The organism is Halobacillus sp. Nhm2S1, from assembly GCF_019599545.1.
GTDB lineage: Bacteria > Bacillota > Bacilli > Bacillales > Halobacillaceae > Halobacillus.
Genome location: NZ_JAIEZV010000002.1, coordinates 24,726 through 49,360, shown reverse-complemented (window position 1 = coordinate 49,360; position 24,635 = coordinate 24,726). Strand labels below are relative to the sequence as shown.

30 protein-coding genes are annotated in these 24,635 nt (G+C 42.0%); 17 read left to right on the top strand and 13 right to left on the bottom strand.

The genetic code is table 11. From position 1 onward, the window contains the following. Positions 1-46 precede the first annotated feature (46 nt). Positions 47-313 carry a DUF3055 domain-containing protein gene (locus K2225_RS06755; protein ID WP_220584069.1) on the bottom strand — a complete coding sequence of 89 codons (267 nt, stop codon included), beginning with the start codon at positions 311-313 and terminating at the stop codon, positions 47-49. Between the two features lie 165 nt (positions 314-478). Between K2225_RS06755 and hepT the strand changes: the two genes are divergently transcribed. Both hepT and K2225_RS06745 read left to right on the top strand, forming a co-directional pair. Further along, the gene (hepT, locus tag K2225_RS06750) at positions 479-916 is read left to right on the top strand and encodes a type VII toxin-antitoxin system HepT family RNase toxin (protein WP_220584068.1); all 438 of its coding nucleotides are present in this window, start codon (positions 479-481) and stop codon (positions 914-916) included. Between the two features lie 15 nt (positions 917-931). Further along, positions 932-1,729, top strand: coding sequence for a TIGR01457 family HAD-type hydrolase (locus tag K2225_RS06745; RefSeq protein WP_305038436.1), 798 nt, complete (start codon positions 932-934; stop codon positions 1,727-1,729). 31 nt (positions 1,730-1,760) lie between these two features. On the opposite strand, the gene K2225_RS06740 is transcribed toward K2225_RS06745, so the two are convergent. Both K2225_RS06740 and K2225_RS06735 read right to left on the bottom strand, forming a co-directional pair. Then, on the bottom strand, positions 1,761-3,320 hold the full coding sequence (locus K2225_RS06740) for a hypothetical protein (RefSeq protein WP_220584067.1): 1,560 nt from the start codon (positions 3,318-3,320) through the stop codon (positions 1,761-1,763). A 238-nt stretch (positions 3,321-3,558) separates the two neighbouring features. Continuing rightward, a complete protein-coding gene (locus K2225_RS06735) occupies positions 3,559-4,065 on the bottom strand; it encodes a phosphatidylglycerophosphatase A family protein (protein ID WP_146816672.1) in 507 nt (168 codons plus the stop codon). A 188-nt stretch (positions 4,066-4,253) separates the two neighbouring features. On the opposite strand from K2225_RS06735, the gene K2225_RS06730 reads away from it, so the two are divergent. After that, complete coding sequence (locus tag K2225_RS06730; RefSeq protein WP_220584066.1) at positions 4,254-5,219, top strand: 2-hydroxyacid dehydrogenase; 966 nt, start codon at positions 4,254-4,256, stop codon at positions 5,217-5,219. Between the two features lie 230 nt (positions 5,220-5,449). Here the strand turns inward: K2225_RS06730 and K2225_RS06725 are convergent, their stop codons facing one another. Further along, positions 5,450-5,671 carry a NifU family protein gene (locus K2225_RS06725; RefSeq protein WP_035511544.1) on the bottom strand — a complete coding sequence of 74 codons (222 nt, stop codon included), beginning with the start codon at positions 5,669-5,671 and terminating at the stop codon, positions 5,450-5,452. Positions 5,672-5,834: 163 nt separating this feature from the next. Between K2225_RS06725 and K2225_RS06720 the strand changes: the two genes are divergently transcribed. The 3 genes from K2225_RS06720 to K2225_RS06710 all read left to right on the top strand — a co-directional run bounded on the left by K2225_RS06720 (position 5,835) and on the right by K2225_RS06710 (position 6,963). After that, a complete protein-coding gene (locus K2225_RS06720) occupies positions 5,835-6,173 on the top strand; it encodes a YuzD family protein (RefSeq protein WP_220584065.1) in 339 nt (112 codons plus the stop codon). 68 nt (positions 6,174-6,241) lie between these two features. Then, positions 6,242-6,472, top strand: coding sequence for a YuzB family protein (locus K2225_RS06715; protein WP_146816669.1), 231 nt, complete (start codon positions 6,242-6,244; stop codon positions 6,470-6,472). A gap of 131 nt (positions 6,473-6,603) precedes the next feature. Further along, entirely contained in the window at positions 6,604-6,963 is a 360-nt protein-coding gene (locus K2225_RS06710; RefSeq protein WP_146816668.1) for a HesB/IscA family protein, read from the top strand. A gap of 97 nt (positions 6,964-7,060) precedes the next feature. Here the strand turns inward: K2225_RS06710 and K2225_RS06705 are convergent, their stop codons facing one another. Next, positions 7,061-8,047 (bottom strand): NAD(P)/FAD-dependent oxidoreductase, encoded by a 987-nt coding sequence (locus K2225_RS06705; protein WP_220584064.1) that lies wholly within the window; start codon positions 8,045-8,047, stop codon positions 7,061-7,063. A 295-nt stretch (positions 8,048-8,342) separates the two neighbouring features. On the opposite strand from K2225_RS06705, the gene K2225_RS06700 reads away from it, so the two are divergent. The 3 genes from K2225_RS06700 to K2225_RS06690 all read left to right on the top strand — a co-directional run bounded on the left by K2225_RS06700 (position 8,343) and on the right by K2225_RS06690 (position 11,422). After that, the gene (locus K2225_RS06700) at positions 8,343-9,563 is read left to right on the top strand and encodes an NAD(P)/FAD-dependent oxidoreductase (protein ID WP_220584063.1); all 1,221 of its coding nucleotides are present in this window, start codon (positions 8,343-8,345) and stop codon (positions 9,561-9,563) included. 741 nt (positions 9,564-10,304) lie between these two features. Then, positions 10,305-10,622, top strand: coding sequence for a YuiB family protein (locus tag K2225_RS06695; RefSeq protein ID WP_370632724.1), 318 nt, complete (start codon positions 10,305-10,307; stop codon positions 10,620-10,622). Between the two features lie 98 nt (positions 10,623-10,720). Continuing rightward, positions 10,721-11,422 carry a 3D domain-containing protein gene (locus tag K2225_RS06690; protein WP_255574296.1) on the top strand — a complete coding sequence of 234 codons (702 nt, stop codon included), beginning with the start codon at positions 10,721-10,723 and terminating at the stop codon, positions 11,420-11,422. A 37-nt stretch (positions 11,423-11,459) separates the two neighbouring features. Here K2225_RS06690 and K2225_RS06685 read toward each other — a convergent pair whose 3' ends face one another. After that, positions 11,460-11,942 (bottom strand): divergent PAP2 family protein, encoded by a 483-nt coding sequence (locus K2225_RS06685; protein ID WP_089654136.1) that lies wholly within the window; start codon positions 11,940-11,942, stop codon positions 11,460-11,462. Positions 11,943-12,219: 277 nt separating this feature from the next. Here K2225_RS06685 and K2225_RS06680 point away from each other — a divergent pair, with 277 nt between their 5' ends. Together K2225_RS06680 and K2225_RS06675 are read left to right on the top strand one after the other, a co-directional pair. Further along, complete coding sequence (locus K2225_RS06680) at positions 12,220-13,695, top strand: leucyl aminopeptidase (RefSeq protein ID WP_220584062.1); 1,476 nt, start codon at positions 12,220-12,222, stop codon at positions 13,693-13,695. Between the two features lie 116 nt (positions 13,696-13,811). Then, positions 13,812-14,039: a hypothetical protein gene (locus tag K2225_RS06675; RefSeq protein ID WP_220584061.1), complete on the top strand. Its 228-nt coding sequence runs from the start codon at positions 13,812-13,814 to the stop codon at positions 14,037-14,039. Positions 14,040-14,073: 34 nt separating this feature from the next. Here K2225_RS06675 and deoD read toward each other — a convergent pair whose 3' ends face one another. Beyond that, positions 14,074-14,784: a purine-nucleoside phosphorylase gene (gene deoD, locus K2225_RS06670; RefSeq protein WP_089654133.1), complete on the bottom strand. Its 711-nt coding sequence runs from the start codon at positions 14,782-14,784 to the stop codon at positions 14,074-14,076. 94 nt (positions 14,785-14,878) lie between these two features. Further along, on the bottom strand, positions 14,879-15,259 hold the full coding sequence (gene kapB, locus K2225_RS06665; RefSeq protein ID WP_220584060.1) for a kinase-associated lipoprotein KapB: 381 nt from the start codon (positions 15,257-15,259) through the stop codon (positions 14,879-14,881). A 124-nt stretch (positions 15,260-15,383) separates the two neighbouring features. Here kapB and K2225_RS06660 point away from each other — a divergent pair, with 124 nt between their 5' ends. Next, positions 15,384-15,578, top strand: coding sequence for a hypothetical protein (locus tag K2225_RS06660; RefSeq protein ID WP_146816660.1), 195 nt, complete (start codon positions 15,384-15,386; stop codon positions 15,576-15,578). Positions 15,579-15,665: 87 nt separating this feature from the next. Further along, the gene (locus tag K2225_RS06655; RefSeq protein WP_220584880.1) at positions 15,666-16,241 is read left to right on the top strand and encodes a superoxide dismutase family protein; all 576 of its coding nucleotides are present in this window, start codon (positions 15,666-15,668) and stop codon (positions 16,239-16,241) included. Between the two features lie 25 nt (positions 16,242-16,266). Here the strand turns inward: K2225_RS06655 and K2225_RS06650 are convergent, their stop codons facing one another. Together K2225_RS06650 and K2225_RS06645 are read right to left on the bottom strand one after the other, a co-directional pair. Then, entirely contained in the window at positions 16,267-17,445 is a 1,179-nt protein-coding gene (locus K2225_RS06650) for a MalY/PatB family protein (protein ID WP_220584059.1), read from the bottom strand. Positions 17,446-17,736: 291 nt separating this feature from the next. After that, on the bottom strand, positions 17,737-18,093 hold the full coding sequence (locus K2225_RS06645; RefSeq protein ID WP_146816656.1) for a helix-turn-helix domain-containing protein: 357 nt from the start codon (positions 18,091-18,093) through the stop codon (positions 17,737-17,739). A 165-nt stretch (positions 18,094-18,258) separates the two neighbouring features. On the opposite strand from K2225_RS06645, the gene yugI reads away from it, so the two are divergent. Next, positions 18,259-18,642, top strand: a complete 384-nt coding sequence (gene yugI, locus K2225_RS06640) for a S1 domain-containing post-transcriptional regulator GSP13 (RefSeq protein WP_146816654.1) — start codon at positions 18,259-18,261, stop codon at positions 18,640-18,642. Positions 18,643-18,709: 67 nt separating this feature from the next. On the opposite strand, the gene K2225_RS06635 is transcribed toward yugI, so the two are convergent. Then, a complete protein-coding gene (locus tag K2225_RS06635) occupies positions 18,710-18,949 on the bottom strand; it encodes a DUF378 domain-containing protein (protein WP_146816652.1) in 240 nt (79 codons plus the stop codon). Positions 18,950-19,088: 139 nt separating this feature from the next. On the opposite strand from K2225_RS06635, the gene K2225_RS06630 reads away from it, so the two are divergent. The 3 genes from K2225_RS06630 (at position 19,089) to K2225_RS06620 (ending at position 22,919) form a co-directional block, all read left to right on the top strand. Beyond that, positions 19,089-20,255, top strand: coding sequence for an iron-containing alcohol dehydrogenase (locus K2225_RS06630; protein ID WP_220584058.1), 1,167 nt, complete (start codon positions 19,089-19,091; stop codon positions 20,253-20,255). Between the two features lie 814 nt (positions 20,256-21,069). Beyond that, positions 21,070-22,419, top strand: coding sequence for a glucose-6-phosphate isomerase (locus K2225_RS06625; protein ID WP_220584057.1), 1,350 nt, complete (start codon positions 21,070-21,072; stop codon positions 22,417-22,419). 83 nt (positions 22,420-22,502) lie between these two features. Next, the gene (locus K2225_RS06620; protein WP_181898550.1) at positions 22,503-22,919 is read left to right on the top strand and encodes a YugN-like family protein; all 417 of its coding nucleotides are present in this window, start codon (positions 22,503-22,505) and stop codon (positions 22,917-22,919) included. Here K2225_RS06620 and K2225_RS06615 read toward each other — a convergent pair. Beyond that, a complete protein-coding gene (locus K2225_RS06615) occupies positions 22,902-23,900 on the bottom strand; it encodes a potassium channel family protein (protein WP_220584056.1) in 999 nt (332 codons plus the stop codon). The two genes, K2225_RS06620 and K2225_RS06615, sit on opposite strands and share 18 nt — an antisense overlap. Before the next feature lie 99 nt (positions 23,901-23,999). Beyond that, positions 24,000-24,551, bottom strand: a complete 552-nt coding sequence (locus tag K2225_RS06610) for a thioredoxin family protein (protein ID WP_220584055.1) — start codon at positions 24,549-24,551, stop codon at positions 24,000-24,002. Positions 24,552-24,635: the final 84 nt, after the last annotated feature.

Below are 24,635 nucleotides of genomic sequence, written 5' to 3'. Positions count from 1 at the left end.
TCCTTCTGCATTATTTTCTGTCGAAGGAGGTTTTTTATGCCTGTTCTCACAGCAGATCAGGAAGGTAATTTCTTAATTCTTCTGCTTCCATGGCACTGAGTTGAAACATATGTTCCAAATGGCCGATTTTATTTATGTTTTCATGGTCAAGCAAAGCTTGACGGTTTTTTGGTAAGTTGATGACCATCGTTTGGTTTTGAAAGTATTCGGCCTTCATCAAAGCAAGTTCAAAACGGTGACTACCAGCTGTAAATGAAACAAATCGAGTGCTTGTATTTTGAGTAACGTCTTCTAGAAGCGGACGTTGTTGCATGGTTTGATCATCTCCTATTCGTTGAATTTTTTAATCCGCTGCGAAAAACTTTAGCATTAGTATGCCCGATTTTTGTGATATCAGACACAAGAAAATCAGGAAGCATGAGAAAAAGCCTTTTATGGTATCATGAGTGTTAAAGATTCTTTGTAGGAGGGCAACAAGATGTATTTTGTGAATCGGGAAAAAATTGAGGAGACACTATTATATATGGAAAAGATACAAGAGGAAATGGAGGAACATTCTTATAAGCGTTTTGCGGACCAGCTTCTCTTGGAGCGGATGACACACTTGAACATAGAAGCCATTATTGATGTAGGCAATATGATGATCGATGGGTTTATTATGAGAGATCCAGGAAGTTATGAAGACATTATTGACATTCTTACCGATGAAAAGGTATTACCTGAGGATGAGCAGGACGCATACAAGCAATTTGTTCAACTTAGAAAAATGATTGTTCAACAATATACGGAAATCAATCATGAGCAGATCGTAAAAGTGTGGCAGGTTCACAAACAATCGTTACAAGCTTTTCCAAGTCGTGTTCGTGAATATTTGGATAATGAGCTTGGTCCTGTGTCCGCCTTTTCGAAAAGCTGAGGGGTGGGAAAAGATATGAGCTTGAAGGAATACAAAGGCTATCTTATTGATTTAGACGGAACCATGTATAAAGGTGCTGAAAGGATTGAAGGCGCCTCAGAATTCGTCGAGCATTTAAAAATGCAGAACATCCCATTTATGTATTTGACGAATAATTCTTCGAAAACCGTTGATCAAATTGCAAAGAAACTCAATCAAATCGGAGTACGCGCCACTCCAGAACAAGTTTATACGAGCAGCCTTGCTACTGCTGAGTATATCAGCAGCCAAAACGACAAAGCCCGGGTATTTGCCATCGGGGAAGAAGGTCTATTCGACGCATTACGCGGTGAGGGCTTGGAATTAGTGAAAGAAAGTGCAGACTTTGTGGTCATCGGTATTGACCGGGAAATAAATTATGAGAAGTTAGCTCGAGCCTGTTTGGAAGTAAGGAATGGTGCTACTCTTATAAGTACAAATGGAGACATTGCCATTCCTACGGAGCGCGGGCTTGTGCCTGGAAATGGAGCTTTGACATCCGTAATTTCTGTGAGTACTGGAGTTGACCCATTATTCGTAGGAAAACCTGAGCCCTTAATCATGTCCCGGGCACTTAAACGCCTAGGTCATCATAAAGAGGATGTTTTAATGGTTGGGGACAATTACAATACGGATATAAAAGCCGGAATGACAGCTGGTATAGATACGTTAATGGTAGAAACGGGGTTGAGTACGTTCGAAGAGATTGAAGATCAGGAACACCAGCCCACATACAAAAGCAAAGATCTATTCCAGTGGATCCAGCGGTTGAATTCTATTGATGAAAATAGATAAACGACCAGAGCTTAGCTCTGGTCGTTTTTTTCTACATCAGGTAGGGACCAAAAAATACGGTGATGAAAAGGATATGCATCCCTATGAAATAAGTCAATTGGATAGGATTGGACCAGTCCTTGGAACGTGCTCCAGTTTTTAATATTCCGTAAGCAATTCCTGCAAACCCAAGTAGGAACAATATAGGACTACCTGGAAAACTTAAATAATCGGGTGCTCTAGCGAGAAGCGCATCTGAAAACATCGGGTCCTTTGCTACAATGGCTGCGACTAAGTAAATGAGTATTCCTGTATAAAGAACCCAGGAGCGATCTTGGTCAAGAGCGTCGGCTTTAGAGAACATGATAAAAATCATGAATAGCAAAGGCCATAGGAACCAGAATGTAGAGATGATTAGAGCGAACAATCCTGAGGAAAGCATACCAATCGTCTTTCCAGAAGCAAGCAACAGACCTTGTTTTGTTATCTGGTCGGCCCTTTCGATCACTTCAGGTTTACTTGAAGCTAATAACAAATTATGATCTTCGCCGCCATGATCAACCCACAAAACCGTTTGGTTATTTACTCTAACTGGAAAATTGGAAAATGACGGCGTATTGCTTAAGCGCGTGATTGTAGTAGACGTACCCTCACTGATGGTTGCTTGGTATATGTTAAATTGTGGCCCAGGCCTGAAGAGTGTGTCAGTCCAACCATTTGCTTTAAAGAGGAGTACTGGCCCGTTATCTGTATTATGAATGCTGAGATCAGATATTTCTTTCAGCTCACTTGTGGAGTACGGATCTTTAAAATTCACTCTGCTAAGATTAGGGTTTTCTCCAAAGGGAGCCTCTGCATAGTAGTAGTGATTCTGAATTTTTCCGGACTGACTTTGTTTTTGTATCGTAGTCACAAGTAATTGGTAACTGTTTTCTTTAGTCGCAAATTGGATATCATTGACTTGTTCAGATTCTTTAACAGAGAACGTGGCTTCACCGAGTGGGTTTATGTTGTTGTTTTCCACCTGGTAGTATTTCAATAAATTTCCTGATGACGTTACTTCATCTGTCAATAAATAAGTACCTGCATCCGTCTCTGACATATGGACAGAGGCTTTTGGGTTTTCCAGTGATAAGAGCTCTTCACTGTCGGATTCATCTACGTCAAAGCTATATATTTTATCCTCATTCCTGTAAAAAGCCATGGTGTCAAGAGGGTAAAAAGCTTGAATATCGGTAATTTTATTTCCTGTATCTTGATCATACATGCTGTAATAATCGGTATAAATGACCTTGTTTTCACCTATGTAGAATTGAGTAAATTTATCGACAGGAATATCATAGGAGTTGTGTTCCTTCATCTCAAATTGCTCATTGTAAATGTTTTGTTGGATGCCATCTTCTGTAAGAAAAGAAACGGAGGCGTCTCCTTCGCTAATGCCTACAGAAGGGGCTCTCAAAACAGGGGTGGTTCCAATATCCAGGGCGCGGCTCCAATTTTCATCCGGCTGTTCTGTAACTTCTTGATAATTATGAGAAAACAGCAAGCTAACAGCGACCAGAACAATGATCGTAGGAAGCAGCCAAACAAATTTTCCTCTCCAACTTTTCATCTCATGTATCTCCTTCCTTTTTCTGTCTCTCCATGTAGTACGTAGATAAGATTATAAAGGTTTCAGAAAAATAAAAATACGATATGAAAAGAAGTCTGAAAAATAATATTCAGCTTGCATTCAGTCACGCTCCTTATTAAACGAATCTGGCGACGAAAATAAAAAGTAGTTCAATGGGAAAGTACGGAATGGCGTACACTTCATTGAACTACTTTTTTATTACATCATTCATTTTTTGCTATACCTCATTGTCTCCAGCAATGGTGTGGGCCAGTCTGCTGGATGCGGCGGCAGCGATGGCACCGACAATGTCATCTAAAAATGTATGGCATTCGCCTGAAGATTTATCATTCAGTTTCTGTAGAATTCCTGGTTTCTGTTTATCGATATAACCGTAATTGGTAAATCCGATGGATCCGTAAACGTTTACAATGGAAAAGGCAATAATTTCATCAATTCCATAAAGGCTTTCGTCTACTTCAATGGTCGACTGTAATGGTTCTTCAAGCATTTTCTTTTCTGCTAGCCGATCCATTTGAATCCCAGTTATGACTGCATTCTGAACTTCACGCTTCGTGAGCACTTTATTTACATTGAAGCGGCAGTCATCCATAGATAAGTCTTCATGATATTTAGACTGTAGGTAATAGACAAGGTCAGCAATGTCATCAATCGTGACCCCTCTTTCCACCAGCCAATCCCTTGCTGTTTTTTCAAGAGTGGATACTTTTCTGTCTTCTGCCATAGTGAAAAACCTCCCTGCTCATCATGACTTGCACTGTACCATACCCGCGTTTATTATTGCACAAACGAGCGGGGTTATGTTCATTATATCAAAACTTCCCCTTGAAGGTGCAAAAGTGTAGAAGGTTGGAAAGTTTCAGTTATCATTTGCTATGATAAAATCATAAAAAATGAATGGAGGTTTGATTATTGACCAAACCAAAAGTTTTTATTACCCGAAGGCTTCCTGATGAAATCGTGGCCCCTTATAAAGAACATTTGGATATTCAGATGTGGCAAAGTGAAGAAGAACCTGTCGGACGCCAAATGTTGATGGAGAAAGCCCGATCTTCTCATGGTTTATTGACAATGTTGACGGAGAAAATAGATGAAAAAATACTTCGACAGGCGAATGATCTTTCCATCGTAGCCAATATGGCAGTAGGATATGACAACGTCGATGTGAAAACAGCCGAGAATTTAGGTATTGCTATAACCCACACTCCTGATGTGCTTACAGAAACAACAGCTGATCTCACCTTTGGCTTATTAATGGCCACAGCAAGGAGAATGATAGAGGCAAGCCAATACATAAAGGATAACAAGTGGGAGCATTGGTCGCCATTGATGTTAGCGGGTACGGATATTCACGGGAAAACAATAGGAATCGTTGGGATGGGGAGAATTGGTGAAGCGGTTGCAAAGCGAGCGAAAGGCTTTGGTATGAACATATTGTATTATAATCGTTCTCGAAAACCCGAAGCGGAAGAGTCTATTGGTGCGAGCTATGCTGACTTTGAAGTGTTGCTCGAACAAGCCGATTATGTCGTGTGTTTGACTCCTTTGACAGATCAAACCAAGCACATGTTCAATAAGGATGCTTTCCAAAAGATGAAAAAGGAGGCTTTCTTCATCAATGCTTCCAGAGGGGCCACGGTAGATGAAGAAGCACTGTATGAGGCAATTGTAAATAAAAATATTGCCGGAGCGGGACTTGATGTATTTGAACAAGAACCGATTTCCTCTGACCATCCATTGCTTTCATGTCCTGAAGTGGTCTGTTTGCCGCATATCGGTTCAGCTACGAAGGAAACTAGATATAAAATGATGAAACTTAGTCTTGATAACCTCGTTAATCACTTCCAGGGAAAACCTTTACTTACACCTGTTCCATAGATTTGTCTTTATTTATTTTTCGAGTCTAAAAGTCATCTTGAAGACTTGATTTCTAAATGTTTTTGAGCGGACGGGGCTGGAGGGGGCGCTTTCTAACCAGCTTTGACTTCAAATATAGCAAACACTTCCCGGATCTAAGCCTTCTAAAATCGGAAGCTTATTTTACATTAGAAGATAAGTATAACAAAAAAAGAGCCGCTCTTATGGAACGGCTCTTCCGGTTAGGTGTATTAAAATACTTGCTCGACTTCGTAAATTCCTGGTACTTCTTGTGCAAGAGCTCTTTCGATTCCTGCTTTTAGAGTGATTGTGGAACTAGGGCAGTTACCGCAAGCACCCATAAGTCTCAGGCGGACGATTCCGTCTTCAACATCGACAAGCTCGACGTCCCCACCGTCACGTAGTAAAAATGGGCGAAGTTTATTGAGTACCTCTTGAACCTGTTCATGCATGTTCAATCTTCCCCTTTCTTAAGTATCATTATAAAACGAAATGACTAAAAAATCTATGGTTGTCTAAGTCTCTGTACATTAATATTGAGAACTATTATCATTTTATCTTTTTTCTTATCTTTTGTAAAATGGAAAAAACGTAACACAAAGGGAGAGGGTACGGATGGGGGAACAGCAAAGAGTTCGTGTAGAGGTTTATGGTGCCGATGTGAAATGTGCCAGCTGTGTCAATGCACCTGGTTCGAAGGAGACATATGAATGGCTGCAGGCGGCTATAGGGAGAAAGTATAACGATTCAATGGTTACCTACAATTACTATGACATTTCTCAAGAAGGCCAGGATGGAGCTGACATCTCCATTATTCAACAACTATTAGATGACGAACTGTTTTATCCTCTCGTCCTTATTGAGAATGAAATTGTAGGCGAGGGTGATCCTAGATTGAAAAAAATTTACAAGGCCCTGGATAAGTATGGCCTTCAAACAAAGGAAAATTCATAGCAGATTTATCGGGCGGTATGATATGATTAGGTAAAGATAGGGTTTCATCCAATACAGAGGTGAAGCGGATGAATCCATTAATTGAATTTTGCGTTAATAACCTGATCAGTGGATCTCAAGAAGCAAAAGAAAGGCTTGAGAAGGACCCCGATCTTGATGTAGTCGAATATGGGTGTTTAAGAAACTGTGGACTATGTTCCCAGACGTTATATGCCGTTGTAGAAGGAGATCGTGTCATGGCTGATACACCTGATGAATTAGTCGATAAGATTTATGAACATCTGGACGAAACCCTATAAGACGGTGTAGCCATGAAAGTAAAAAGGTATCCTTAAACAAGGGTGCCTTTTACTTTGCGAGTACAGGATGTTTGATAAAAAGTTCTGCCATTTAGTATACTGACGATAAGAAGAGAAAGGAGAGGCTTGGTATGATTCTGAATATCACAGAAGCCGCAAGTCACCAAATCAAAGAGATGATGAAAGAAGAAGAAGGAGAAGTTCGTCTTCGATTCGGTGTTAAAGGTGGAGGCTGCAGTGGATTGTCTTATGCCATGGGCTTCGAAGATGAAATCAATGAAGAACTTGATCTAGTAGAGGAGTCCAGTGGAATCCCGGTAGTCATTAATCGTCAAGACGCCGCTATCGTGGAAGGTACAACTATCGATTTCAAACAGAATATGATGGGCGGCGGGTTCACCATTGATAACCCGAACGCGATTGTTTCCTGTGGATGTGGATCCTCGTTCAAAACAGCAACAAATGCTGGAACACCAGATCCGAATTGTTAATACAAAACCTTTCTGTGTCTACAGAAAGGTTTTTTTATCTCGGAATTTAAAAAGGAAGAAGTCCGCTTAAGCGGGCTTCTTCCTTTTGTTTGTTTTTTTAAGAAAACATGCTAGTTGAGTGCTTAGGTTGAACACGTGCGCCTGGGTCGATATAGGCTTTCGCATTGTTGACGGCTGTTGGTCCTTCACCAAATCCTGAAGCAATTAGCTTCACTTTACCAGGATAGGTGCAAATATCTCCCGCAGCATAAATACCTTTGATATTGGTTTCCATTTTGGAATTAACGACGATGCTGTTCTTTTCAATTTCCAGCTCCCAATTTTTTATTGGCCCAAGTGAGGAGATGAAACCATAATTCACAATCACATCGTCGACGTCGATGGTTTCTACTCGATCCCCTTTCACTTCTTTCAATTCCACCTGTTCAATGCGCTCATCTCCAATCATTTTTTCAGGAGTGAATGGCGTCATAATTCTTACATTGGACTCATTAAGCTGTGACACACTATGTTCATGTGCTCTGAAGTTATCTCTTCTATGGACGAGTGTCACTTGTTCAGCGATTGGTTCAAGCATAAGGGCCCAGTCCACAGCAGAGTCACCGCCGCCGGCAATCATAACTTTTTTGTCACGGAACTGGTCCATATTGCTAACGTGGTAATGGAGGTTTGTTTCTTCAAAACGTTCCGTATCTTCAATTTTCAGTTTCCTTGGTTGGAAGGCTCCGTTTCCTGCTGTGATGATAATGGTCTTCGTATAATGAACATCTTTGTCTGTTGTCAGTTTGATGGTTTCATCATCCATTCTTTCAACTGAAACCACTTCCTGGTTCAAGGAGATCGTAGGATTGAACATCATCGCTTGTTCCTCTAAGTTATCGACAAGCTCTTGTGCTCGTACTTTTGGGAATCCGGCTACATCAAAAATGTATTTTTCAGGGTAGAGAGCTGTCAATTGGCCTCCTAGGTGGGGAAGACTTTCAATGATATTTACACTAGCTTCGCGCATTCCACCATAGAATGCTGTGAATAAACCGACTGGTCCACCGCCGATTACCGTTATATCGTATATTTTTTCACTCATAATAAACCTCCTGATGAAAATTTCACTAAAATACATTCTATCATAAAAAAATTTCTGATGGGAACAATGGGGGGATGTAAACCTTTGCAAGAGGATAATTGTTGTATAATTCCGATAAAGGATTTTTGGGTTGAAAATGGTTAGAAAAAGGTCTAAGATAAAATCATAATAAATAGTAAGAATTTGTGACAATTTTCACCTGAAACCGACTCAGGTTTTTTTATGTACTCATTTGTGAAAATTGTCACAAGCCTTAGTCAATGGATCATTATTACGAGATGGAAGTGATTAAATCATGAGAAACCCTAACATTGTGATTCTCGGTGCCGGTTATGGCGGGATCATGACAGCAGTGAAATTACAGAAAAGCCTAGGTGCAAATGATGCAAATGTGACACTTGTCAATAAACATAGTTACCATTATCAAACGACATGGTTGCATGAAAATGCTGCAGGTACTTTACACCACGACCGCACGCGTATTCAAATTAAAGATGTCATCAATACGAGCAAGGTGAATTTCGTACAAGATACCGTGACAGATATCAAGCCTGAAGATAAAAAGGTCCTGTTAGAGGACGGAGAACTCTCTTATGACTACCTTGTGATCGGACTTGGTTTCGAGGCGGCCACGTTTGGGATTTCTGGTTTGAAGGAGAACGCCTTCACTATTAACAGCATCAATAGTGCGCGGATGATTCGTCAGCACATTGAATATAACTTCGCAAAATATAACAATGAAGCAGAGAAAAAGCAGGAGCGCTTGAACATCGTTGTAGGTGGTGCCGGCTTCACAGGAATCGAATTCGTAGGTGAGCTTGCTAACCGTATTCCCGAGCTTTGTAAAGAATACGATATTCCTCGTGAAAAAGTGCGTATCATCAACGTAGAAGCTGCTCCAACGGCACTCCCAGGATTCGACCCTGAACTTGTAGAGTACGCAATGAACTCCCTGGAAGCACGCGGCGTCGAATTCAAAATTGGAGCGATGATTAAAGAAGTTACAGAGAACAAGCTTGTGTTTGAAAAAGACGAGCAGCGAGAAGAGATTGAAACGAACACCGTTGTTTGGGCGGCTGGTGTCCGTGGAAATTCCCTTGTTGAAAAAGCAGGGTTTGAAGCGAACCGTGGTCGTATTCCAGTAGGAGAGGACTTACGTCCAGAAGGTTATGACGATGTCTTTATTGTCGGGGATTGTGCTTTAATTATGAACGAGGAAACGGACCGTCCTTATCCTCCAACGGCGCAAATTGCCATCCAGCAAGCCGAGCAAACAGCAGCGAACCTTACTCGTCTCATTAGAGGTGAAGATCACCTTGAACCCTTCGAGCCAGACTTAAAAGGGACCGTAGCCTCTCTTGGTCACAATGATGCGATTGGCGTGGTCTTCGATGATAAGAAATTGTTTGGATGGTCGGCGACAGCGATGAAAAAAATCATTGATAACCGCTACCTGCTAAAACTTGGCGGCGTACCACTTGTTCTTAAAAAAGGAAAACTAAATTTCTTCCATTAATCATAACTAAAAGCGAAAGCAGAACCACTGCTTTCGCTTTTTTATTGAAAAAAATAAACCCTCCTTCTCCTAAAATAGCTCCCTTTACTTGAAGACTCAGTTTCGAGACTTTTGTTGAGCGGGTGGGGCTGCGGGGAATAACTCGCTTTCCGCGGGAGCGCGGTGAGCCTCCTCGGACTGCGTCCTGTGGGGTCTCACCCTGCACTTTTTTCCCGCAGGAGTCTCGCCATTCCCCTCCGCCCCTTTGTCATATAAGTATCGCGAAACCACCTTTGGAAAAGGAAGCTTTTATCTTTCCAGGATGTGAAGCAATATGCATATCCTCACAGCTAGTATGAATAGAAAGGCTTGTTATAGAGCGCTTTATGACTATAGATCAGGATTTGTGAGAGTCACTTATACTTGGTAAAAGGGGGCGTTTTCTCATTCATAGAAAGGGGTGGTTGGGAAGCTGGGAGACTCCCGTGGGAGAGAGGAGATCGGCGAGATCCCGCAGGGCGGTAGCCCGAGGAAGCTCGCCACTCCCCCACAGGAAAGCGAGTAGCTTCCCAGCCACCCCTGACGCCCAACAAGGCAACGAACCCCAGAAACATCTCGAAACTGAGTCTTCCACAATCTTGCCAGTTTGTTTAATAACAAACTTTATCGCTATGTAGAGCTCTTGCGCTTTTTATGTAACCGTTATAGAATGAGGTTTGGATTCGTTTGTGTTTCGTTGAACATACATAGGGGGAAACGTTAGTGAATATCGTGCAGTTCATCGTGTCAATGTTGTTATTTTTCGTGTTATTCTTCGGAATTTCTTTCTTATTGAATATGATTTTGCGTTCTTCATGGTTGATGGCCTTTGTTTATCCTGTCATCGTGCTTTTCATCGTGGATGACTTTTCGTGGACAAATTATTTATCGGCTCCAGGGACAGCGTTTCCTACAGTCTTTGAACAGTTATTTAACCTAAAGCTTGTGGATATCGTGATCTTAGCAAGTGGATTCGCAGGAACCATAGTGGCTGGGGTTGTTATTAAAAAATTACGGAAAAGTGGATATCAAATGTTTTAAAATGGAAAGGCTAGCGGAACAGTGTGCTGCTAGCTTTTTTTTATGTTCTTGGTGGAGCGGGATGAAGATTCGGCTGAATAAAAAAATGGTGCTTGGACATGATTACACCTAGAGGTGATCTCATGAACAAGCGGACGAAGTCTATCTTTTTTATTCTACTGTTCAGTTTTGCTCTTTATAGTACTTTTACAAATGTAACAAACCTATCGCTCTCAGATTTTGATGATTGGATAGCGGCTAAGTTTAGAGGAGAGTCCCTGGATGGGGAAACACTTCTTCAAAAAAACCAGGATCTTTCCGAGAAAAGTTTAAAAATAAAAAATGCTCCACAGACCTATGTATCCAGTGCGGTCATAGAAGCAGTGGAACTGTTGGAAGATACGATTGATTTCAGTCAATATCCAAGCCATGAAGTTGTAGCTACCGGTTACACGGCCGGATATGAGTCGACGGGTAAAACTCCTGAGCACCCTGGATATGGAATTACGTATTCTGGTGTGAATGTAAAGAGGGATTTATATTCTACCATTGCTGCAGATTTAGAAATGTTTCCGCTGGGGACTGTGCTGTTTATACCAGGTTATGGGTATGGAGTGGTAGCGGATATTGGCGGGGCCATCAAAGGGAATAAGCTCGATCTATATTTTCCAACCGTAAATGATGTTTATAATCACTGGGGGAAACAAACGCTTGACGTTTATGTCGTTGAAGAGGGGGACGGCCAACTCTCTGAAGAGGACTTGAACAAATTGAATGAAGATGAATCCTTGCAGGTGTTCCGGTCCCAAATGACTCAATAAAAAATCTCTTCCGTAAAATAAAGCGGAAGAGATTTTTTTAGTAAATCAAGGAATGAAGAAGGAAAGTGAGTAGAATACCTGTTAGTCCACCGAAGAACACTTCAATTGGCTGGTGACCTAATAATTCTTTTAGTTCTTCTTTCTTTTGGTAGCCCTCTTTTTGCTGCCAGCTTTTGGCTTCACTTACGAAACGGTTGAAGTCATTGAGTAAGATGTTTAACATGATGGCTTGTTCGCCGGTTTGTCTTCTGACTCCAGTACTGTCAAACATGACTATGATACTGAAGACGCAGGCAATAGCGAAAACAGATGATCCGAATCCTTGTTCAATTCCGACGCCTGTGGCAAGTGCGGTTACAGCTGCCGAGTGACTGCTGGGCATACCGCCTGTACTGAAGGCGAGACTGGTATTCAACTGTCGGGATGCTATGAATTGAATAGGGATTTTAATCACTTGGGCGAAAAGAATAGCAGCGATCGACGCCCAAAGGGGGAAGTTTTGCACTAAATCTAATAGCATGTTGACATCCTTTCTGATCTTCCGGGGAATAGAAGTGAGTGACAATCTATGTAGTTGTTCATTCATACAATAGAGCATGGATGGACGAATCAAGTGCAACCATAAGAGAACGGCATGGTCTATTATAGTGTTGATATGCTGATGGAGCAAAATCATTATACCATATGTTCCATGGAGCGAGATAGTTATATTCATGTTAAGTTAAGGTAGTAAAACGGACCGTTTCTAAAGGAAAACCCAGGGAGATTGTGTATACTTGATATGGAGGTGTATCAATATGTTTACTGTAACAAACGAATGGAAAGACACAGGGTCTTTGCTTGTGGGTCTTTTCGAAGAAAGAGAGAAGAACAAGTCTACGATCGATAAGGTGAAAGCTTCATGTGGAGTCGATCTTGAAGCGTACATAGAAGCCGGTCATTTGTCTGCGGAAAGCAAAAAACTCGATAAGGTTTTAGTCATGAATGAAAGTGATTTGAAGAATATCTATGTCGTTGGTCTCGGATCATCACATAATTTTGAGGAAAGCAAGTACCGCAAGACGCTTGGTCGCGTTTTTCAAAGCTTAATCAAGGAAAATGTTTCATCTGTGACTATTTTACTGGAGAGTTTCATTCCGGAAGGGAAAGATGTAAATCGATACTTTGCTCTTCTTTCAGAGACTCTACTCACGTCGACGTATCGCCTCCCTTCTTTTAAAACTAATCAAAAAGAACCGGTCGACATCAACGAACTTACCGTTTGGACAGAACGTGAGGAGAAAACGGTACTTGAGGCTTTATTAAAAGGACAGGCCTTTGGTGATGGGGTGAACACAGCCAGGTATCTGGTGCATCTGCCTGCAAATATACTGACAGCGTCTGAAATGGCTGAGTTCGCTACAACGATGGCGGAAGATTATCAGTTCGAGTTGAGCATCTTAGAGAAAGAAGACATGGAAGAGCTGGGGATGGGAGCTTTATTGGCTGTCAATCAAGGTTCTGTAGAACCACCCAAAATGATTGTGCTTAAATATCAAGGGTTGGAAGAATGGAAAGATGTTACGGCGCTCGTTGGAAAAGGAATCACTTATGATACTGGTGGCTATTCGATTAAACCGAAAACCGGAATGCCAGGTATGAAGGGGGATATGGGGGGAGCGGCAGCTGTTCTCGGCGCTATGGAAACTATCGGCCAATTAAAGCCCAAGAAGAACGTCATTGCTGTTATTCCTTCCTCCGACAATATGATATCAGGAGATGCCTTCAAACCGGATGATGTGATTACATCTATGAGCGGCTTGACGATTGAAGTTTTGAATACAGATGCAGAAGGCCGGCTTGCCCTCGCTGATGGAGTCACCTACGCCCAGAGCCAGGGAGCAGATCGAGTGATTGATGTCGCAACTTTAACTGGGGGCGTCGTAACAGCGTTAGGGTCCTGGATGACAGGTGCTATGACGAATGATGAACATTTTTACAAAGCGGTTGAAGGTGCAGGGAAATCTGTAGGAGAGCCCATTTGGCTTTTACCTTACAATGATGATTATAAGGCTCAAGTGAGAAAAAGCGCGATTGCTGATTTGAACAACTCACCGACGAGAAAAGCCCATCCAATTATGGGGGGAGCATTTGTCGGTGCCTTCGTGGAAAAAGTACCTTGGGTTCATTTGGATATCGCCGGGACATCGATTGCTGAAAGTGCTCATGATTTGGGTCCTAAAGGTCCAACAGGGGTCATGTCTAAAACGTTAGCTCAATATATTATGGAATAATTGAAAAACCTCCCGTTTTTGGGAGGTTTTTTACGTTTTTATAGGTCTTGACCTCGCACCCCCCCGATCGAAGACGTATAACATATAGAAAGAGAGTTGAGCGGGGAGGCTGGGAGATGTTCCAACTGACATCGTTGTGGCGGAAAATCCGTCCCTCGTCACGCAGGCGTGCCATCCTAAAAATGATAAAAAAGAATCTAGGGACTTTCCTGTTTGTTCATACAGCGGATGGTCAATATTTCGGCAAGATGGAAAGAGTCTGGGGAGAGAACGTTTTTATCAGCATTGGCGACCGAATCTATGTTGTCAATGTAAACGATATAGATGAAATTACACCAAAATGAAAGCACCCACTACATTCGTAGGGGTGCTTGTTCATTAATCTTGAATCGCTGCTTCTAGAGCGACTTCGATCATTTCATTGAATGTCGTTTGGCGTTCTTCCGCGGTTGTTTCTTCACCTGTAAGGATATGGTCACTTACCGTCAATACCGATAAAGCCTGACGATTGTATTTCGCTGCCAGCGTGTAAAGAGCTGTTGTTTCCATTTCTACTGCAAGTACATTGTACTTAGCAAGCAGATTGAAAAGGTCCATAGCTTGATCACGGTAGAAGCTGTCGCTGGTAAATACATTTCCGACTTTTAGCTTCAAACCTTTTTCTGTTCCCGCATCATACGCATTTTTCAAGAGGTTGAAATCAGCGGTTGGTGCAAAGTCAATACCGCCGAAGACCATACGGTTCATCTGTGAATCTGTTGTGGAAGTAGAAGCTAGGATGACATCACGAACTTTAACGTCGCTTTGCAATGCCCCACAAGAGCCGACCCGGATCAGTTTTTGAACACCGTAACTTTCCATCAATTCATTGATATAGATAGAGATGGATGGCACGCCCATGCCTGTTCCTTGGACGGAAATTCTTTCACCTTTATAAGTACCTGTATAACCGTACATGCCTCGTACTTCGTTATAGCATGTCGCGTCTTCTAAAAAGTTTTCTGCAATGTATTTCGCTCGTAGCGGATCACCAGGAAGAAGGATCTTGTCTGCAATGTCTCCAGGTTTCGCTCCAATATGTGTTGTCATGGATATGACCTCCTCCATTACTTTTGACTATATAAAATTACCATACCCTTGATTAGAAAACAAATACGAAAAAAAGCGCTGTCATTCCTTTGATTTACCCGAAGTACTGCTTCTCCAAATCATCCAGCTGATTTTTCGCGCTCTTATTGAATTCTGTTTCTCTTCTTTCGAGCTTTGACTTAAGAGCATCCACTGCTTCTTTTAAAGACTCTTCGTAGGAAGGAATCTCCCCTTCAAAAGGCTTTACGGCTTCTTTTTGGACATTGGCTTTTTCGTTGTAGCTTAAAGCTTTCCGCTGATGGAAAAAGACCTCTTCGGTTTTACCCGGGTTGTGAAGGTCCCCTTGCATCGGGTGTTTTTCAACAGCCAGCACTTTCACAAGGTAAAAACGATTACGGTCTTCGATGACTTCTCCGATATAAATACCCGTTTTATAATGTGCTTTTACGATTGAACCGTTTGGAAACTCTGACATATACCCACTCCTCTCATTTTCTCCATCCATTGTAACAAAAATTGAAATTGTGAAGATATCGTGAAGCTCTTCAATGAAGTGGTGAATTTTTGATATACTTCTAGTTAGAAGGATGTGTTGCCCTATGATGGAATTTCTTTATTTTCCTCAAGATAAATCAGAGTATATTCCTGCGATCGTTATGTTGATGCTTTTTATCGTATTTGCCGCAGTCACAATGATTTGGTTCATAAAAATTTCCCAAAAAGAAGAGCAGAAAGTTGACCAAGCCTACAGGTTAGATGAACATGCAAATAAAGAGAATGAAAAGCCACGTTAGGGCCTGAGCCTGACGTGGCTTTTGTTATATTTTTATAAGTCGATGGAGATACTATCCATGGAGTATTTCATGGAACGGAGGATTTATATGAGAGTCTTAATCGGTTTTTCAATTGTATTTGTGTTCATTCTTGCTGGCTGTTCGGGGGAAGAACGTTCTCCTTTGAAAACGTCGATCTATAATGCTGACAACGATAAAATAGGCACGGCAACACTGACAGAGCAGCCGGAAGGGGTAGAAGTCCAATTAAAAGTAGAGGGCCTTGAACCAGGCATGCATGCTGTGCATATCCATGAGTTTCCGAAATGTGAAGCCCCTGACTTCAAAAGTGCGGGTAATCACTTCAACCCCCTTTCTAAGGATCATGGTTTGATGAATCCGAAGGGCGCTCACGTTGGTGACATGCCGAATGTGGAAGCAGACCAAAGTGGTATGGTGGACACTAAATTAATGCTGCCGGAAGCCAAGCTGAAAGAAGGACAGAAATCTTTACTTAGAGATGAGGGAACATCGATCGTGTTGCATAGTGGTCAGGATGATGGAATGACGCAGCCGGCAGGTGATTCAGGAGATCGTATCGCTTGTGGTGAAATTACGCTAAAAGCGGATGAAGACGAAACGAGCGATCCTACAGAGCCTGATAAGAAGCAGGAAAGTAAATAAAAAAGTCTCCCACAGGGAGACTTTTTTATTGTTCTCTTTTCTTCACAGCAGTGATGATACGGCTGACACCGTCTTCAATGATTGATTTCGGCGCGGCTATGTTCAGGCGCATGAATCCTGCCCCTTCCTCACCGAAAGAAGCCCCATCATTCAATCCTACTTTTGCTTCTTTTTGCATGAATCGCTTCAATTCTGCTTGGTCCATCTTCAGTTCTCTACAGTCCAACCAAAGAAGATAAGTCCCTTCTGCTGGAAAAACGCGGATGGAAGATGTCTCGTTATGAAAACGATCCGTGACATAATCGCGATGAGTTTCCAAAACATCCATTAATTGATTCAACCATTCTTCACCATGGTCATAGGCCGCTTCCATCGCTGTCAGGCCTAATGTATTCAACATCAACATGCCTTGGTTTTTAAAGTAACGGTCGATTTTTTTCTTGGCTGATTCCTCAGGAATGACGACGTACGAAGCCTGAAGCCCTGCTAAGTTGAACGTCTTTGTTGGTGATAAGCAGGTGATGGTTTGCTTGGAAGCTTCTTCTGACAAGCTCGCAGCAGGAATATGTGTATTTCCATGGTAGATCAAATCTGCGTGAATCTCATCTGCTACCACTTTGACATTGTGCTTTAAGCAAATGTCCATCATCTTTTGCAGTTCATCTTTTTTCCAAACGCGGCCGACAGGATTATGAGGGTTGCAAAGGATGAACATGGACACGTTATGATCTTTGATTTTCTTTTCAAAATCAGCAAAATCAATTTCGTATTGTTCTTCTTTCAATTGAAGTGGATTCTGCACTACATGCCTCCCGTGATCTTTAATGACACTGTAAAAGGGAGGATAGACAGGAGTTTGAATAATGATATGGTCACCAATTTCCGTGAGCGATTGAATGATCATATGCAACGAAGGGATAACCCCTGGGCTATACGTGATCCACTCTGGATCTATTTTCCATTGATGGCGGTTTTCGAGCCAATGAGTGATGCTAGCTTTGACTTTGTCATCCGGAATCGTGTATCCGAAAATTCCGTGTTCGGCTCTTTTTTTAATGGCATCCGTTACAGCTGATGGAGTCTTGAAGTCCATATCAGCAACCCACATCGGCAGTACTTCCTTATCCTGGTAGAGATCCTCCGCCATATCCCATTTGACGGACCGTGTTCCTTTTCTTGAAACGACTTCTTCAAAACGTTCCATAACGTTTTCCTCCAATACTCCATTTTATTATCTATCTTACCCGAATCAGTCAGTTGAATGAAAATATGTTGTTTGGGTGCAAGGAGTCCATGAATAGCAAATGGTTCATGGTAGGTGCGGGAGAGTAATGAGGATACCTTTAAGGGAAAAACGTGGATGTTCTAGGTATGTATTTAATAAAAGGCAAAAAAAAAAGCAAAGCGAACGTTCGCTCTGCTTACACAGGGGGAATACGAGAAAGTCTTACGTTATTTAATATAACCATCTTTCATAGATTATAAACCTATTTTATTAATTTTTTTGTTGATTTAAATCATAGAGGAGATTCATTGCGCGAAGGACGTCCTGTTCTGAGAAGTCACGGGCTTTTTTAAGTAGAAGTTTCGAACGTTTCACGCCGATTTCCTGTATCAGGTTTTGCAATTCTTCATCAATTTCCGATGAGTTTTCCTCATGGTTCTCTAACAATTCAGAGGCAGGGATATCAAGGACGGTTGAAATCTTAAGGATGGTATCTAATTCAGGTGTACGTTCGTCAGTTTCATAACTTTCCAGAGTATGAACCCCTATTCTTGCTTTCATTGCCAGATCTTCCTTAGAGAAGTTCTTCAACTCGCGGTATTTGCGGATATTGTTACCAGTGGACATAAACATACCTCCTCTGTTCTTTCCTATATTATACCACTTTATTGGATAGGAAATTTCAAACCTTTTGAGAAGTTTAAGTTTACTTTGCTAAATGATCGCTTTTATGGTAAAATCATTTATTGCGTGAAAAGAAGCGAATAATAATTAAATCAGGAGTTGTATAGCATGTCAGATAAGTTTCAAGAAGGTCAAGTTTTAGAAGGTAAAGTTACAGGAATTCAGCCATACGGTGCGTTTGTTGCTCTAGATGAGCAGGTACAAGGTCTTGTACACATTTCAGAAGTTACTCACGGCTACGTGAAGGACATCAACGAGCACCTGTCCGAAGGTGACGAAGTACAAGTTAAAATTTTGAACATTGATGAAAAGAGCAATAAATACTCTCTTTCTATCCGTGCGACTCAAGAAGCTCCAAAAGCAGCAACTCGTCGTCCTCGTAAGCAAGCAGCACCTAAACAAGAAGAGTCTACAGCTGGTTTCAACACGCTGAAAGACAAGCTTGAAGATTGGATCAAACAATCCGACGACCGTGAGAAATTCCGTAAATAAGAAAGATATGAAAAGGACCTGTTCCATAGAACAGGTCCTTTTTTTATGGGGATGCCGTTTAGGTTTTTTATTCCACCGGATCAGCTTCCGGGGACTCCTCATGTTCGGCTACCGGTGAGAAATAAAGAGATATGACGATAAGTCCGCTAATACCGACAAGTGTATAGATTACCCGTGCCAGCCATGCTCCTTGTTCACCACCTCCGAAAAGCCCAGCGACAAGATCGTATTGAAATAAACCAATCAACCCCCAGTTGATAGCTCCAACAATGACTAGAAGAAGTGCCACACGATTCAACCAATTCATTCAAAACACCTCCTTTTTGTTTTTCTTTATTAGCTTAAACGCAGGAAAAAATTTTATACGAATTGCATATCTTTTGAGAATACCTTGGAATTCGGGGATAATATCATCGTACGCTCAGTTTAGAAAGGGGAATTTCATTATGGATGCTTTTACGTTTCATAATCCGACGAAATTAATTTTTGGTAAAGACCAAATTAGTCAATTACCTTCCCAATTACCGGCCGGCACTAAAAAAGTGCTTGTTGTGTATGGCGGAGGGAGTATAAAGAAGAATGGTGTTTATGACCAAGTGATGAGTCAGTTGAACGAAGCCGGTGTGGAAGTCCAGGAACTTTCTGGAGTAGAACCCAATCCAAAACTGACCACGGTGGAAAAAGGAGTTCAGATTTGTAAAGAAGAAAATATTGATTTCCTTCTTGCTGTAGGCGGGGGCAGTGTCATTGACTGTACCAAGACGATTGCGGCTGGAGCGAATTACGATGGAGCTCCATGGGATCTCGTTACAAGAAAAGCGAAACCTGAATCAGCTCTCCCATTCGGAACCGTACTGACCCTGGCAGCTACAGGATCTGAAATGAATGCAGGTGCTGTTATAACCAATTGGGAAACGAATGAGAAGTATGGATGGGGAGCAGCCCCTCTAACGAACCCGACTTTCTCTATTCTTGATCCTGCTTACACAGCAAGTGTTCCGAAAGACCAAACGATCTATGGAATTGTTGATATGATGACACATTTGTTTGAACAATATTTCCATAACCCAACACAGTCTCCTGTACAGGATGAGATGGTAGAAGGTGTTTTAAGAGCTGTCATTGAAACTGCCCCTAAACTGCTTGACAATCTGGAGTCACTTGAGCATAGAGAAACCATTTTGTATGCAGGGACCGTTGCACTCAATGGGATGCTTCAAATGGGATATCGAGGCGATTGGGCAAGCCACAATATCGAACATGCAGTATCTGCTGTCTATGACATCCCACATGCGGGCGGACTTGCGATTTTATTCCCGAACTGGATGAAACACAACTTAGAGGTCAACGTACAACGATTTGCTCGTTTGGCTACGAAAGTCTTTGGTGTCAACCCTGAAGGGAAAGGTGATAAAGAAGTCGCTGAAGAGGGCATAAAAGCCCTACGTTCTTTCTGGAGTTCAATCGGAGCTCCTGAAACATTGGCTGATTACGATATTGGTGACGACAAATTCGATATCATCGTCGACCGTGCAATGAAACGAGGACCATTCGGAAACTTCAATCAACTGCATGAAGAAGACGTTCAGAGAATCTTGGAGATGTCCAAGTAAATATGCGAAAATCGGAGGGCTTCCCCTCCGATTTTTTTATCCATTTATTCAACTAAATGGCAGGATTGTTGAAGACTCAGTTTCGAGACTTTTATTGTTACTTGGAGGCTATGGGGAATAGCTCGCTTTCCGCGGGGCCTCACACGAAGTGGGGTCGTTCGATGTTGGCACAGGATGTGCCGAACTTAATCGAACTTCCTCTATTCTCTTGAGCCTCCTCAGGCTGACGCCTTGCGGGGTCTCACCTAGCACTCTTTTCCTCTTTGATATCCGGTTCCGGCGCCTGAACACTTAAGTTAGGAGTCTCGCCATTCCCCTCCGCCCCTTTGCTATATTAGAGTCTCGAAACCACTTCTAGAATAAACAGCTATTCCGTTTAATTGGAGCATAAGATTAAAACTTCCATGCCTAGGTATTTAAACTCTGAAAGCTTGATACAGATCGTTTTATGCTTTTAACAATGGGGATAGCGGGAGACAATCCAACTTGGTAAAGGGGTTCGTTTCTCGCATACATCGAATGGGGGGAGCTGCGAGACTCCTGTGGGCAATGGAGCTGGACGAGTAGGTTCCCAGCCACCCCTGACGCTCAATTCATGCAACGAACCCCGTGTATCTCGAACTGAGTCTTCGAGTAAAGGGAGAATTTGTTGTGCTGGTTGGTTATTCTTGGATAAGAGATCTTCCATTATTTTTACAGATGAATGAAAGTTTTGTATGTATCCGTTTACAATTTTACGATTGCTTGATTTGAAGGTAAGGTTTCGATAAAGTGAAATTGGTCAAGCAAAAAATGACGATTTGGAGGGTCATCAATGACACATGTTCGTTTTGATTACGAAAAAGCTTTGCCTTTCTTTGGTGAGCACGAACTAGAATATATGCAAGGAGCTGTATCCCTTGCCCATCAATCCCTGCACGAAAAAACAGGAGCAGGAAATGACTTTTTAGGATGGTTGGATTTACCTGAAGATTACGATAAAGAGGAATTCGCGCGTATCAAAAAATCCGCTGAAAAGATCAAGTCAGACTCGGATGTTTTGTTAGTCATCGGAATCGGTGGATCATACTTAGGGGCACGTGCTGCGCTTGAAATGTTGAATCACAGTTTTTACAATGAGCTGTCTTCTGAAGACAGAAACACACCACAAGTGTTCTTCGTTGGTAACAGCATCAGTGCACCATACATGAATGAACTTTTTGATGTACTTAAGAACAAAGATGTTTCCATCAATGTCATCTCCAAGAGTGGAACGACGACAGAACCGGCGATTGCATTCCGCATCTTCCGTAAATTCCTTGAAGAGAAATATGGAGTAGAAGAGGCGCGTAAACGAATCTATGCAACGACAGATAAAGAAAAAGGGGCCCTTAAGACACTAGCTAGTGAACAAGGCTATGAATCCTTCGTTGTACCGGATGATGTCGGAGGTCGTTACTCCGTTTTAACTGCGGTTGGACTTCTTCCAATTGCTGCAAGCGGTATTGATATTGATGAAATGATGAAAGGGGCTCAGGCGGCGCAAAGCGAATTGAGCACGGATAAACTTTCTGAAAACCCTGCGTATCAGTATGCGGCCGTTAGAAACGTCCTTTACAACAAAGGGAAGACAATCGAAATGCTCGTGAACTATGAGCCATCCCTTCAATATTTTGCTGAGTGGTGGAAGCAGCTGTTTGGCGAGAGTGAAGGAAAAGACCAAAAAGGAATTTTCCCTGCTTCTGCAAACTTCTCTACGGATCTGCACTCTCTTGGACAGTATGTACAGGAAGGGCGCCGGGACTTATTTGAAACGGTCTTGAACGTCGAAACTCCTTCTTCAGACATTACGATCGAAGAGGATAGCCAGAACCTGGACGGGCTGAACTATCTTGCAGGTGGCACAGTGGACGAGGTAAATGAAAAAGCTTACCTTGGAACAATGCTTGCCCACACAGATGGTGATGTGCCGAACGTGATTTTGCACCTGCCAAAACGCGATGCGTACACATTTGGATATCTCGTGTACTTCTTTGAGAAAGCTTGTGCCATCAGTGGGTATCTATTGGGTGTGAATCCGTTCGACCAGCCAGGAGTAGAAGCATATAAAGTCAACATGTTTGCGCTACTTGGTAAGCCAGGATTTGAAAAAGAAAAAGAAGAACTTGAAAAACGCTTGAAATAAAAAGAAAAGCTCAGGTCCTCCAGAAAATGGATGACCTGAGCTTTTTTTGTTTGGGCATAGTAAGGAATAAAGGAGTGATGACAGTGATTCCATTATCTTCACCAATTACAGGGCAAGTTTACACATATAACGATGTGGAGAGTGAACTGAAGGCGCTCGGGTTTAAGCTTTCCGATAACTGGGATTATGAGCATGGATATTTTGATTACAAAATTGACGATCATGTAGGGTATCAATTTATTCGTCTCCCGTTTGTCGTAACCTCAGGTTCTTTAGATGCACCCGGTGACTATGCGATGATCGAAATGAAAGAACCGTTTCTGCTCTCACATAAATACAATCCAGGCCTCGATGATAACGTCAAAGAAGGGAACTTCCGTGCGATTTTTGATCAGTTCCAAGAGCCGGTAGATAAAGACGCATCTTTTCCAGAAGAACATATAAACAAGGGCAGAGAGTTGCTTGCACAAGTGGAACAAGTATTACTTTCGAAGGGGTGAAAACACGACAAGCACATCCCCTTCTTCTAAAACAATATCAGGGTGAAGGTCGAAGGATAGATCTTCGCCTTTTTTTATGCCGATGATCTGATAATGTTCTTTCAGGAAATGTTCGAAAGCTTTGAGCATAGGTTTTCCAACGAGATCTCCACTAATGGTTTCTTCATGAAATTGTCGTTCTGTCAACAAATTAAGAAGAAGTTCAAATGGTTTGACAGGATCGTTGCGGTAGAGCTCCTGATAGAAAAGACTGCTCATAAAATCATTAGAGCGAATGATGGTATTAGCCCCTGCACGCTCTGCATTAATTTTTTGCTTTTCGGTAAGTACTTCCGCGATGATGAATAACCCTGGATGGTGTCCTTTCAACGAGACAATCTGATGAATGACCGTCTGATCAGATTGTTCTTCTTCCATGGATGGATCAGCGGTTATGATCGCCATCCTTGCTTCACTTACATTGGCTTGTTCTAGCGTTTCTTCATTCGTGGCACTACCATTAATGAAGTGTACACTGGCTAACCGCTGATAAAATTGGTTCATCGTCCGGTCGATCAGGACGATTCTTTCTTGTAGATTTTGCTCTTCCAACATGTCCAGCAAATGACGTGTCCGTTCATTCCAACCCACAAGGATTAAGTGGTCGCTCCCTTTGTAGGGAACTTTTCCTTCTGATAAGTCGGTTTCATGTTTGACAGTAGATGCTGAAAGGGTCGCCATATAGAAAGTAACAAGGCCCCCACCTGATAGAATAAGAAGGATTGCGATGATTTTCCCTGTTGCACTTAAAGGGACATAATCACCATAACCAACGGTAGCCCCTGTCACAAATGCCCACCAGAGACCATCAAAAAAAGTAGGGAAGTTTTGCGGCTCAATGATATGGATAATCAACCCGAATAATGACATGGTAAAAAGTACAGTCGTCAATAACCGCAAAAACAGCGGCATTTGGAAGTATAGGCGGATTAAGGATTGCATGCCATACGCCCCTTTTTTATCCTCAGTATGGCTGTTATGGTCTCGCTTCAAACATAAAAAGGACTTCCTTTATTTAAGGAAATCCTTTTGAAAATGAAGTTATGAAATTTTTTCTTTCAAGTCTTTATAGACACAAGCCCAGAAGTCTCGATTATCTCGGTAGGCTTTTGTAATAAACGTAAGCATTTCTCTTCGTTTTTCGTTGAAATCTTCATCATTATGATTAGGAAGATTGGCCATTGAATCATCAATAAATGCTTGGATTTCAGGAGCTCTTGGGCCCCAAGTTCCCACTTCATTCCCTTTGGTGTCTATGAAAATAATTTTAGGGATGGATCTTGATTGTCCGTTCGTCAAGTATTGATCCATCAATTCTAGATTCTCGTCCCTCCGAAGGAAATGGACCGGGATATGCCCATGCTCTGCCATTTTTAAGAAAATCGGAAGGTTTAGCATCGCATCGCCGCACCAATCCTCTGTAAGGACAATCGCACGTAATTTCTTATTTTGTACTTTTTCAAATACGGGCTCATCTTCAACGGGGACCGGGAAGTTTTCATATATATAAATGAAGTCTTTCTGGTGTGTTTGCATGTGATCGACGTAGGTCTGTGCTGTCATTCCTTTGTTAAACCAGTCTTCTAAATTCATTCTAATTCCTCCTCTAAAAACTCCGTACAAGATCATGTTCCCTCATTAGGGTCAAAATAAGCGTCTAATTATAATGGTATTCCC